This is a genomic window from Paenibacillus dendrobii (assembly GCF_009807035.1).
In the GTDB taxonomy this organism is placed as follows: domain Bacteria; phylum Bacillota; class Bacilli; order Paenibacillales; family Paenibacillaceae; genus Paenibacillus_AQ; species Paenibacillus_AQ dendrobii.
Window position 1 is genome coordinate 738,549 of the sequence record NZ_WUBI01000002.1, and the last position, 14,425, is coordinate 752,973.

The window sequence follows — 14,425 nt, forward strand, 5'->3', positions numbered from 1 at the left end:
CCCTCTCATTGGCGAACATTCAGAATTTCGATCAACTGCTTTTCCGATAGTTCACCGTTACTGATCTGCTGCGTTAAGTTTAAAAAGAATGCATCATCGAACAAAACAGACTCATTGGAATCAACAACAGCATTCCTTTTCATCGATTTAGCCGGGCGTTGATCCGCGGTGATCGATGCTCTTAATTGGGCTACATTGCCCTCCATGACCATTGCTTGACCAGCCCCGGCCGATGCAATCTGGTACAAAGCTCGTATACCTTTTTCCGTTTGCATACTCACCATGCCAACCCGTTCCATTCGCAGTCGGCTCGTCGCTTCATCCATTTGCATACCACCTTCCTGCCAGAGCGGCCAATTGATGGAAATCGTCTGTCCGTAACGTTCATTCCTCATCACTAATGCATTGCGGTACGAAGCAAATGAGTCCATAAAGGCATTAGCAGCCGCATAATCGGCTTGCCCCGGGTTACCTAAACTCCCGGCAAGAGATGAGAACAGAATAAAGAAATCCAGTCTTATCCCTTGGGTAGCCTGATCCAAATAAACCAAGCCGTTCACTTTGGGATCAAGTACGCTATGAAGTTCTTCCTTCGTCTTCGTCATCAAGAAGCTGTCGCTATGAATCCCGGCCCCGTGAAGGATACCGTTTAAACGGCCGTGTTGTGCCACAACGCGTTCTGTACAGGTAAAAATGGCTTCCTTATCCGACACGTCCACTTGCTCATAAACAACCTGCGCCCCATGACTTTTTAACTGCTCGATCTGTTCTTGCTGATTAACCGTCAGCGGCGAACGTCCTGTCAGAATCAGCGTAACATTCGAGACTTGTGAGATAATTTCTCTTGCGAAAATAAGACCTAAACTGCCTGCGCCACCCGTAAGGAGGTATACGCCTTGCTCTTTCCAAGGGATGCGTATCTCATCTCGGGAAACCTCCAGTTCGCGCCAGTTGACGATACAGCGCTCGTTATTCGTATAGCGGACAACCTGCTCTATAGGGTTCCGGCTCTCGTCTCGCAGCTTCCGGACAAGCTCGCTTACTACAATCTCATCCGTTTCAATCAATTGTCCGTAGCACTTGGGATGCTCTAGCCGCACAGTTTTCAGTAATCCAGCCAGCCCTGCGAACAGTGAACGCTCTCCATCCGAAGGAACGACGATTTGGATGAGCACGTTACCCTTGGGTTTCTCTGATAGCATCGTTTGTATTTCAAGTAGTGCCTGTTCCGCATAGCAATGGAATCGTTCAGCTATATCGAGTTCAGCGGAGGCTTCCAACGGTACGCAGCGCGCGCTGGTCAATTGAGCGGCAACCTGATCACGATGCTCCGCATCCAACTCAACAAGCATCACCAAATGCTTCGTATATGAAAGTGAATCTTGTTCTCCTACCGCCTGCATTTCCCAATGAGGCTTAAACAGCATCAGTTCTGTCTCTTCAATCGCGATGCTGGACTCACGCTCCAATCGGCGCAGCGACAGCCCTGTCATCCTTACACATAATTGCCCGTGCTCATCGTACAAATCGATATCTAAGATTTGTCTGTCCTGTCCTCTGCGGTTCCCCTCTGCAAACCGGACAGAAGCCCACATATTCGAAGAACAAGTTCCAACGATTTCCGTGTGTTGCACCGAAAAAGGCAACATTGTATAGGAACTGTTTCCATCAGAAAGCAAGCCCATTGAAGCTTGCAGCGCTGAATCCAATAAGCCTGGGTGCAGTCCGAAATGGGTAGACGTATGCGTTAAGCTAGCCGGTAAAGACAGCTTGGCCAGCACTTGGTTGGCTCCGACGCTGATATAATCGATACAACGATGCCCTGGGCCATAATCCAGTCCCATTGCACTGAATTTGGCATAACACTCCGCAGACGAAAGGATGCTTAGAGAGCATTCCTTTTGCAAATCTTCGAGATTCACAGCGGTGGAGCTAGACTTCACTTGAACTCGTGCATTTCCTTGGGCATGCGTAATGAGTTTCAACTGTCCCTCATGCTCATGCTCATCCTCTGTATAGATCTCATAGGAAATCTGCCCGTTGTCTTCTGGCAATAGCCTGATATGCACCTCTACCGGATGCTCCTTAACCGTCAAAGGCCGCAGCCAAATCACATCAGATAACATGATTTCTGGCGTGTCCTTCATGTCAAGAGACGACATTATAGCAGCACGCGCCATTTCCAGATAAGCAGTTCCCGGCAGCACGCGGCAGCCATTGACTTGATGATCGGCTAAGAAAAACTCATTCCCCGTAAAGGTCGAGCTATAACGATGTTCGGTAAAATTGGAAGTATTCCGGTGTACCAGCGGGTGTATCAAAGTCTCCCTTGCTGTGGCCTGATCAGGATTAGTTCCCGTCTGGATCTCAACCTCTGGAATCCAATAGCGTTTATCGGCAAAAGGATACCCCTCCATATGAATCCTTTTCGGCTTGTTCCCAGGATATAACTGGCTCCAATCCACATCGGCTCCCTGTACCCACCATCTCGCCACCTCATCCAAGCGTAGATTTGCCAGTCCCGCACGCACAGCCTCACTACCGGACTGAATGTCGGCAGGACTCCGTCTTTTGTGGACCCGTCCGGAATGCAAAGCTTCCCGTGGCGTCCCCTCAGAAAAAGCTTTCAGCGCCTGGACTGCATCCTCTTGGGAGGATGCAACGAATGCCAGCCGGAAGTTCATTGCATCCCTCCCCTCCTGTAACGTATAAGCTATATCTGCGAGTTGCAGATCTTCAGTGGATGTCAAAAAGCGAGCCATTCGTAATGCATAAACCTCCAATTGAGATTTGCTTTTTGCCGATAATACAAAAAGCACCCCGCAATCTGGTTGGTTAGTCATAGGCCTAACCGCATGATGCGCAGGTACATATTCTTCAACAACCAGATGTGCGTTCGTTCCACTAAATCCAAAGGAACTGACACTAGCCCGCCGTGGCCCCGCTGTATGAGGTACCCACGGCGTCAGTTCGGTATTCAGGTAAAAAGGACTGTTCGCTAACTGGATGTGTTCGTTCAATTTTTCAAAATGGACCAAAGGCGGAATCTGCTCATGTTTCATCGCCAACAGTACTTTCATCACGCCCGTTACTCCGGCGGCCATCATCAAATGGCCGAGATTACTTTTCACAGAACCGAGCGCGCAGTAGGACGTCTTATCGGTAAAAGCACGGAACGATTCGGTCAGTGCCTCCACCTCAATCGGGTCGCCGAGCTTCGTCCCCGTGCCATGTGCTTCAACTAACGTAATCGTCTCAGGATGGATGTGAAAGCGCTCATAGACTTCCTTTTCCAGCATGATTTGCGAATTGACGCTCGGCGCTGTGATTCCGTTTGTCTTGCCGTCCTGGTTCACGCCCCATCCGCGGATCACACCATAGATGGGGTCTTCATCCCGCACCGCATCTGAAAGCCTTTTTAACAGCAGGACACCAACTCCCTCGCCAGGAACAAATCCGTTAGCCCGTGTGTCAAAAGTAAAGCAGCGACCGTCTTTGGAGAGCATGCCGGACTTGCTTGTTTTGATATGCATCGAGGGGCCTGCCGTAATATACACTCCGCCAGCAAGTGCCGAGTCACAATGATGCAATACTAGACTGTTGCAAGCTTCCGCAATAGCTACCAGAGAAGAGGAGCAGGCCGTTTCGATTGCAATAGAAGGTCCTTTCAAATTAAGAAAATACGAAATACGACCGCTTAGAATCGAAGTCGCTTCTCCCATCAGGCCTTGAGCGCTTAGTCCTTGTTCTTGAGCCATCTGGCCGTATTCATTGCCTGCGCAACCTACGAACACACCGCAACGGCTGCCCGATAACGAGGATGGACTGATGCCGGCATCCTCAATACAATGCCAGCTATTTTTCAAGAACAATCGCTGTTGCGGGTCCATCAGTTCGGCCTCGGCCGGGGAAATATTAAAGAATAACGGATCGAATTGATCCGCTCCCTCCAATACACCCATCCATTTGCTGTATGTTTTACCCGGAGTATCCGGATTTTCATCGTAATATTCGTGGATAGGCCAGCGCGTAGCAGGAACTTCAGACACGCAATCTTTGCCCAGCGCCAAATTGTTCCACAAGTCCGCTAGGGAATCCGCTTGGGGGAATTGCCCGGACATCCCGATAACGGCAACACCTTCAAGCAGAGGGTCGGCTTGCGGACTGTTAACGATGTTAGATATGAGCGCAACCGGCTCCTGTGGAATATCTTTACTACGTTGTTCGCATCTGCGCTTCTGCTCTTGCAGACGCTGAATACAGTGCTCGGTCAGATCAACCATCTCCCGACTTGTATGGCTGATCACCACTTTACCGATATGCTGTCCTTTGCCGACATAATCCAGTGCTTCTTGAATTTGGCCGATCGGATATATCCGTGAAACAATCGGAACGATCTGCTCCGATTCGATCATCTCTACCATCGTATTCAGAATCTTCCTAGCATCAACACCGCCTTCCAAACCTAATCGGCGCAAATCAATGCTGTGAATGGACTGATTTTGCAGGAGCTTAGATAAATCCAACTTGTGACTTGTTTTTAACGCATGCACAGCAAGCTCCAGGTAACGACCAGAAGGCGCCAGGCAATTCAATCCTTTTTGAATGGCTTCACCGGATAATGTATTGAGTACAATGTCTACCCCGCGATTGTTCGACAACCGCCGGACCTCTTGATCGAAATCGCCTTCTTTGTAGTTGATGGCATACGGAACATCCAGCTGCTTGAGAATATCCAGTTTATCCGCTTTGCTGGACGTGCCGTAACAGACACACCCTTGAAGGTTAGCAAGCTGAATTGCAATCAACCCACAGCCGCCTGTTGCCGTTTGGATCAGAATATGGTCACCTGGCATATAACGACCGACGTTGAGGGCATGAGCCACCGTTCCAAACACAATTGGCAAACTACACGCTTCTTCAAATGAGATATTCGCAGGTTTGCGTACCATGTTTGCGACCGGAACATTGACATGGCTGGCATGGCCGCCCATTTGCCCAGCAGTAAGAGCAATCACTTCATCGCCTACACGGAAATCGGTTACTCCTGCTCCTATCGACGAAATAACGCCTGCGACCTCAAAACCTGGTACGAACGGATATGCCGGCATCGTTGGATATAGCCCTTGGACACACATCACATCGGGAAAATTAACCGCAGATGCCTTTACTCGAATTTGAACTTCAGCCTCGGAAGGATTTGCTACTGCCCATGGGCAGAGCGAAATTTCATCTATTGAATGAACCGTCGAAAGTACGAGACCATAACTTTCTCCAAGTTCCTCCTGCCGTTGCCCGGGTTTCGGCTTTATTTCGGGCACAGCAGCGGGTTCTGGCTCTGGCATCTGAAGCAGCACATATCCTGCCAGCTCGCGTACATTCGTATAATCATAGATTTTAGTAGCAGCTATCGAAGTACCATAACGTTTATTTAGCAGTTTGACCCATTCTACGCCAACCACGGAATCCAGGCCCATTTCGATAAAATTTTGATCCACTTCGACTTCTTCCGGATTCATGTATAGCACTTCCGCCAAGCTCGCAGCCAGTTCATCAATCAAGACCTGCGATGGTACGGCGGCAGCTTTCAAGCCCGAACCCGTTAAGTCAGGCAGCGCAGCCGAATCATTTGGTTTTAACACCGGAATAGATTCAACGGCTAGCCATTCATTGGGCTTATCTTGCTGAACGGCATCGGTAACCAGAGCATCCAGCGCTTGCAGCTTGATTGACTGAATGGGTTTTGAATCCACCACATCCAGTGCCCCCTCGCTAACCTCGTCATCACTCTCCACCTGCACCAACTGTTGCGATAAAAACAAAGCAAACTCGTGGAGGTTAGGGTAATCATAGATTTTAGTAGCGGCCAATGTGACCCCATATTGTTTATTCAGCAATTTGATCCATTCCACGCCAACCACGGAATCTAAGCCCAAATCAATGAATGGAGTGTCCGCATCAATATCGCCAACCTGCATATACAAGATGTCCGCCAAGCCAACTGCGAGTTCACCCTCTAGCTGTATATTAGAAATCATTGTTCGCTGCGGAGCCTCCGCCTGTGGCAGAGACTGAATCCCAGACGAAGACGCCTCTGTTAGTCCAATAGGCTCCATGTCACCAAGTGCTTTTAATACTATTTTGGTTGGAGCCGTTGGCTCTTCGCGCATAGAGAAAGTTGGCTGAATATCCAGCTTCCTCTTCACTGCGGAGACTTGCTCCGATATAACCGTGTTCTCTAGTTCAGGACTCACTTGTTCAAGGTCTTCCTGTGAACGCGGGAACACGGTACCCTGTTTCGCCGTGGAAGCCGTTTCTGATAACGGAGTGTCCGTCTTTTCCGGCTTCACAATCCAATATCGTTCTCTAGCAAAAGGATACGTCGGCAAACTGATCCGGCGTGGCTTATGCTCACTATAAAGGGGGCTCCAATCCATATCGACGCCTTTAACCCATAGTTCTGCGAGCTTAGTGAATTTCCCGCGGATCAACCACTTCTCGATCGCTTCCTGCAATTCATCATCCATAGTAAATAGCGACAATGCGTCTTTGCTACTCTTGACTTGACCACGATAAAGGTTAGATACGTATTCATCCCCAGTCGCGAATGCCCGCAGCTTTTCCGATAACTCGAGGATTGAACTTACGATAACGGCCGCCCGCTCCTCCAGCGCTTCACGACCCGTCTGCAAGGTATAAGCTATACGGGCGAGATCCGCATCTGTCAGCTGCTCGTCTTGAATAGCTTCTAATAATTGCTGTGCTTGAACCTTAAGATTCTCCGCTTGCTTGGAAGACCACACGATCAAGACAGGGTTGTCTGGTGCAACATCCCTTTCGCTAGTACGCTCATCCGTTTTCGGCACGTACTCTTCCAACACCAAGTGCGCATTTGATCCTCCAGCGCCAAATGAAGAAATGCCTGCACGTCTTGGTACCTCGCTTCCTCCAAGAACCGGACGTTTCCACTCTGCCAATTGCTGCTGAACAATAAACGGCGTTTGGGTGAAATCGATGTGCGGATTCAGTACCTTTGAATGTAAGGATGGAGCAATTTGTTTATGTTTGAATTGCAGTAGAATCTTCGTGATCCCAGCAATGCCAGCGGCGCTTTCGCAATGCCCAATGTTGGACTTCGCCGATCCAATCGCGCAGTACTGGTTATCCTTCGAATATTCATGGAAGGCTTTTGTCAGTCCGGCAATTTCAATGGGATCTCCCAAAGACGTTCCTGTCCCATGAGCTTCGATATAGCTTACCGTACGCGGATCAACGCCCGCCAACTCGTAAGCTTTTTTAATCACATCCGATTGGGCAGAAGGATTTGGTACGGTGTAACCGTTTGTTTTTCCGCCGTGATTGATCGCACTGCCTTTAATAACGCCGTAAATATGGTCCCCGTCCGCTTGCGCTTTAGACAATGGTTTAAGTAGCACTGCTCCAACGCCTTCGCCGGGCACGTAGCCGTTGCCGCCCTCGCCAAAACTTTCGCAGCGGCCCTTATCTGAAATAAACTTCCCTTGTCCCAACGCCAAATACTTATTGGGATGAATCGAAACATTGACCCCACCAGCAATCGCCACATCGCACTCGCCCCGGGATAGACTTTGGGATGCCAAGTGGATTGTAGTAAGTGAAGAAGAACACATCGTATTTAACGCAAGACTCGGTCCATGGAAATTACAGTAATACGAAACCCGGTTAGCAATGGAAGATGAATTGCCGACAATTGCCACATGTTTGCCTTGCATTTGCTCCTGAAGACCATAAAGCTGGTATTCTTCATACATGACACCGACGTACACTCCGACGTTGCCGCCTGGACTGCTCTCCCCCGAATGATCTGAAATTCTGGCAAGCATATCACGGGTATAGCCAGCATCCTCCATAGCTTCGAATACACATTCCAAAAACAACCGTTCCTGCGGATCGATCGAGATGGCCTCACGCGGCGAAATATTAAAAAACTTCGGATCGAATTCATCCACGCCGTCGAGAAATCCTCCCCACTTGCTGTAGGTCTTACCAGGCTTATCTTGGTCCGCATCAAAATACAACCGATGATCCCAGCGCTCTTTAGGAATTTCGGTGATACAGTCCTTCCCATTCTTCAATGCATCCCAGAACTGCCCAATGTTTCTCGCGCCGGGGTAACGTCCCGAAAGACCGATAATCGCAATATCCAGCCCTTTGGAAGCCTCCTGTTCCGGCTGCTTTTGCACGGTACGCATGGCCCTTGAACGTTTGCGCGCCTGCGTAGAGAGAGGCAAAGTTGCTGCTGTTTTCTCCCTGACAGAGCCTTTATCGCTTACCGCGGTAGTATCCGCCTTACCTTTATAACCCAGTAATTGCTGTATGATGTCCCCATAACCTTCGAGGAAATAACTTGTTACTTCTCTAATGTTTTGATATTCGAAGAATAAAGTTTTAGGCAGTGGGCCAAACGTTTTCTCGAACTCTGTCGTCAACTGCAAAATCGTAACCGAATCAATGCCGTAGGTTTCAAGCGGCATACTCGCATCGATGCGGTGAACTGGAAGCTTAAGTACGGATGAAATCTCCTTTTTGAAATACTCCGTCGCTTGATGCTGAAGCTCTGATTCGCTTGCATGCGTAGATGGTTTGTTCAGTCCGACTTCTGGTGGTGCATGCACCTCTCTCCGGGTCTCTGGCTTCCCGGTCCCAACGCCAACTTGACGCACTACATAATCAGACAGACTGCTCAAATTGTCTTGAGCCATCAATTCGGAAGGTTTAAACTCCAATCCGTAAATACCATTTAAGGTATCCGTTAATTCTGCCCAAGTCATCGCATCGAACCCAAACTCTTCCCATCCTGCATGGAGATCCAGATCAGTCGCATTCACATTCAACAACGCAGCCACCGACTGGAGCAACTTATCGCGCACCAGATGAATCGCTGGTGGACGATGCCTCCCCGGAAACCATGTCTGCTCCATACGGGACGTATCTCCTTCGGCTACAAACACCTGAGCCTTTCCGCTCGTCATTGCCTTGTACAACGCCTGAATACCTACCGTAGTACGTAAGGGCAACATGCCTGTGGCCTGCTGCATCCGCTTTTCCGTGCTCGCATCCACATGCATGCCGCCCTCTTGCCATAGCGGCCAATTGACGGAAAGTGTCCTTCCACTCCGTTGCCCTGCTGTCACCAAATCATTGCGGTAGAACGCATACATGTCCATAAATGCGTTACCTGCCGCATAGTCGGCTTGCCCCACGTTCCCAAGAACGCCTGATCCGGATGAAAAGAAAATAAAGAAATCAAGCGGCACATTCGCGCTCGCTTCATCCAGATGTAGCACACCTTTGACCTTCGGAGCCAGGACTTGACGCACATCGGATTCCGTCTTTTTGAAAATAAAACCATCCTTAACAATTCCCGCACTATGAATGATCCCGTTCAAGGTGCCAAATTCCTGCTGTAGGTTAGCGACTAGATCCTGAGCTTGTTGCTTGTCGGTCACATCCGTCTGTTTGTAAATCAATTTCGTTCCAGGTGCTAGCTTTGTCTCCAGCTCTGCGCACTTTTCTTCACTCAGAGAAGATCTACCCGTTAGAATCAGCGTCACATCCCGGCTCTTCGTGGCAATTTCCTCCGCAAATATCGCCCCGAGTCCACCTGCACCGCCTGTGATCAGATAGATACCGCGATCCCTCCATGGCCCTACGGAACTGAACTGTCCCTTCTCCGAAACGACATCGTCCCAACCGATGATATGCCTCTTGGATTCGATGTATCGCACCTCGCGATCATGGGGAATGCGCATATTTTCCTGGAGCTTTTGGGCGATGCTGGCGGCATTATCATGCATATCAATCTCTAGCCATTGTCCATGGAACAGAGGGTTCTCCTGCGCTGCCGTTTTGAGTAAAGCCGCGATTCCCCGAGTTAACTGGTATTCTCTATCAAACGGGGCTACAATCTGCAGCAACACGTTTCCCTTCGGTTTCGATTTTAAAATCCGCTGTACCTCGTGGAATACTTGAATGACGTGATCTACATAGCACTCCCCGGCATTTTCAACACGGGATTGCAAATTGATGCATCGAGCAGCTTCACCCAGCTCCCCTTCAACCGCTTCCGGCGATACGTGAGCAAGTCCGCACAATAGCACCACATGCTCAACAAACTCTGGAGCAGTGGACGTCGCCGCTGCAGGCACTTCCTTCCAAGTAGGCGTGAGCATAAGTACCTCTGATGGTTCCAGGGGTTGAGCATGGCTAGCCACAGGCATGACTCCAGTGCCGATTTCTGCTTGTCGTGATGTGAAACCTCTCATCCGCAAGCGAACGTTCCCTTCTGTATCACATATCTGGATATCCAGCTTCTGCACCGGATCTCCCGATCCGCTGCCTGGACTGCGGCGAATGTGCGCCCACATCTCTGCAGTACAAGGTCCATACAGAACCAGTTCCTCCAGGGCAAAAGGCAATGCTGAACGAATCTCTCCCGTCCCCAGCTTCAGCCCGATCGTCGCCTGAAAAGCTGCGTCCACGATCGCCGGGTGGAGCATGTAGTCTGACAGCGTATCCCTGACTACTACAGGTAGCGAAAGTTTGGCCAACACTTGGTCCGCCCCGGCATAGATCGTTTCGATTCCACGCTGCGCCGGTCCATATGCAGCTCCCATTTGCTCAAATGCAGCGTAGCAAGACTCTGCTTCAAAAACGCGCTCCACGCATCCTTCTCGTAGTTCATCCAAATTGAGAGTAAGCGGCGATTCTTCTACTGGACTTAGTACGGCACTGCCTTGGCTGTAAACCATAAGTTCAGCGTCGTCCAATTCTGATTCTCCACAAATATCAAAGGTAATAACTCCGTCTTCTTCTAAATATAGCTCCGTATGAACTTGGATCGCTTCTTCTTCGACGACGATGGGACGAACCCAAGCTACATGATTCAGACGAATGCCAATGCGTTCATCGCCCCTATATTCCAAAGCCAAAGCAATCGCTGCTCTGACCATTTCCAGATGAGCTGCTCCCGGCAAAATACGCTTGCCTTGCACCAAATGATCACGCAGAAAAAACTCCTGCCCCGTGAACGTCGTACTGAAGCGCTGACCAGCGAAATCGGATGTATTACGATGCACAAGCGGATGAATCGCCGTGTCAATCATTCGTGTTCCTCTTACCGATTCCGCCGTCTTCTGTGGCACCCAATAGCGCTCTTTTGCAAACGGATATGTTGGCAAGCTGATGCGGCGAGGTCTTCCCCCGCTATACAACCTGTTCCAGTCGAACACCAACCCTTTCACCCAAAGATCCAGTAGTTTAGCGTATTTTCCTTTGGCAATCCAGGCATCGATCGCTTGAACCATGTCTTCATCGGCTGCAAAAACCGCTAACGAATCTTCATTTCGTTTCACCTGTCCACGGTACATTCGTAATCCGCTATCCTGATGCTGTACGAAGCTTGATAGATGCTCCTCAAGCTCCTTCAGGGAGCTGACTAAGAAGCCCAGCCGCTCTTCCATCGCTTCCCGCCCAACTTGCAGGGTATAAGCTATATCCATTAAGTCAGTCTCAGCCCGTTCCTTCCTCCGTATCACAGCCAGGATTTGCTCGGCCTGCGCCAGCAAGCGCTCTTCATTCTTCGCCGACAACAGGATAATAGCCGGTCGCTGCGGGGTAACAACCACTTCAGATGCCGCCGGCAATGGCCGATACTCCTCAATCACCACATGCGCATTCGAACCGCCCGCCCCAAAAGAAGACAGCCCTGCGCGACGAGGAAATTCCTTCAACCCGCCATTTACTTGAATCAATGGACGTTCCCAATCCGTTAACTCCTGTTGAACTGTAAATGGTGTCGTACTGAAATCAATGTTTGGATTCAACGTCCGGGCATGCAAAGAAGGAGCTATTTGACCGTATTTCATTTGTAACAATACTTTCGTCAAGCCGGCAATCCCCGCTGCGCTTTCACAGTGACCGATGTTCGACTTCGCCGAACCGATGGCACAATATTGCTGATCCTGTGTGTATGCCTGGAACGCCTTCGTCAATCCCGTAATCTCAATCGGATCTCCCAGGGAAGTTCCCGTTCCATGAGCTTCCACATAGCTGATCGTCCGCGGATCGATCCCGGCTTCGTTCAATGCACGACCGATTACGTCCGCTTGTGACTGAGGGTTAGGTACCGTGTATCCATTTGTTTTGCCGCCATGATTAACAGCCGTGCCTTTGATAACACCATAAATTTGGTCGCCATCGGCAATTGCTTTAGATAACGGTTTCAGCAGCACAGCGCCAACGCCTTCACCAGGCACGTAACCGTCGCCGCCTTCGCCGAAGCTTTCACAGCGTCCTTTGCTCGAGACGAAGTTCCCTTGTCCCAGCGCCAAATATTTATTCGGATGCACCGATACATTGACGCCGCCCGCTATGGCCAGTTCACAACCTTCTCGCGCTAAGCTTTGACACGCTAGATGAATCGCTGTGAGGGAAGAGGAACACATCGTATCCACGGCCATGCTTGGCCCATGAAAATTACACCAATACGAGATACGGTTCGCAATCGAAGAAGGGCTGCCTCCAAGCGAGAGCGGGTTCCCGAGGAGCGTCTGCTCAGCCCCGTACATTTGATATTCCTCATACATGACACCGACATAAACCCCCACTTGCCCTCCATGTTTGCCGAGCGCTTCACGGGTATACCCCGCATCCTCCATACTTCCGTAAACACATTGTAAAAATAACCGTTCCTGAGGGTCCATGATTTCAGCTTCGCGAGGTGAGATTTGAAAAAAAAGAGGATCAAATTGATCGACTCCCTGCAAAAAACCTCCCCATTTGCTGTTCGTTTTGCCCGATTTATTTTTATCTAAGTCATAGTACAATTGATAGTCCCAACGTTCTTGCGGAATTTCTGTGATACAGTCTTTGCCTTCTTTGAGATTACTCCAATAATGTTCAACATTGTCTGCGCCAGGATAACGACCCGACAAACCGATAATAGCAATGTCCATACTTGGCTTTTGATCCCTGGCGTTCCTATGATCCGTCTCTAGAGCCCCGTCTCCCGATGATAGGAACCGGGGGCGCTCCCTTCTAGGACGAACCAGCGCTTCAGATTCCTGAGGAGCCGCCTGAGGAGCAATCGCTGGCCCTTCAATTTCGGCCTTGTTATCGTCAATGCCAAGTAAAAGTTTCAAGGATTCACGGTAAGATTGAAGAAAAAAATCTGTTACTTCTTGAATCGATTGATACTCAAAAAATAAAGTCTTCGATAAGGGGCCGAATACGCGTTCTAAATCATTGGTCATTTGTAACACCATAACCGAATCGATACCATATTTCTCAAGGGGCGCATCCGCATTAATCCGGTTAACAGGCAGATGAATAACCGAAGACAGCAGCTTCTTGAAATAATGAACCGCGTTTTCTTCTAGAATATAGTCACTTTCTGATCCATAATCGCGGGGACCATGATCGATGGCTTCGTTCTGAATATCCTGTCCTTGCAGCTCATCAGACCGAAACATCACATTTTCGGGATCTGTTACCTTTTCGATGTGAGTATCCCTGTTATGAGAACTGCGGGTTGTAAAGCCGTGTAACCTCAACGCGATATTTCCCTGCCCATCAGTCACGTCGATATCGAGCTTTTGTAGAGGGCTGTCTCCGTTACTACGGCTGGGGCGGATCCAGGCCCACATCTCTGATGAGAGCTCGCCTAGTATATCTAATGTTTCCAAAGCAAAGGGAAGCGCCTGAGTGAGCACGCTGTTCCCCGCTGCAAGACCTGCGGTTGCCTGGAAGACCGAATCGATGAAACCGGGATGCAGAATATAGAGTGAATCCGTATTCCCTGAGGGAGCCGGTCTGACGAGCTTCGCCAATACCTGCCCTTTTCCTGTATAGACCTCTTCAATACCTTGATGCGCCGGACCATAGTGCAAGCCTATATCGTGAAACTGCTCATAACATTCTGCGGAAGAAAGAACATGTTCTTGGCAGGCATCCCGTAAGGCTGGTAATTCCAAAACTTGTGCCGGCTCAACCGAAGAAGATAGTTCAGCCACACCTTGGCAATGAACGACGAACTCGAGCGCCCCCTCAGGTGTTGGAGTTTCGCTATAAATCTCAAAAGCAATTTGTCCATTCGACTCGGGATACAGCCCAATGTGTACCCGGATAGCCCGATCTCCTACGGATAGAGGACGCACCCAAACGATATGCGTCAGGCGAACACCTGCAGAGGCAGAATCTCTGCCCGTCGTTGCTAAACCGAGTGCTGCACGTGCCATTTCTAAATAAACAGCACCCGGAAGGACAGCTTGACCATTTACAACATGATCCCTCAGAAAAAACTCATCACCAGAGAATACTGAGCTAAACCGCTGCTCCGATAGATCCGACGTATTCTCGTGCAATAGCGGATGAAGATCGCATTTTT

General features: G+C 49.6%; 1 pseudogene. It reads right to left on the reverse strand.

Going from position 1 to position 14,425, the window contains the following annotated elements:
• Window positions 1-5: 5 nt before the first annotated feature.
• A pseudogene (locus tag GRF59_RS17285) lies at window positions 6-14,414 on the reverse strand (SDR family NAD(P)-dependent oxidoreductase); the annotation flags it as partial.
• Window positions 14,415-14,425: the final 11 nt, after the last annotated feature.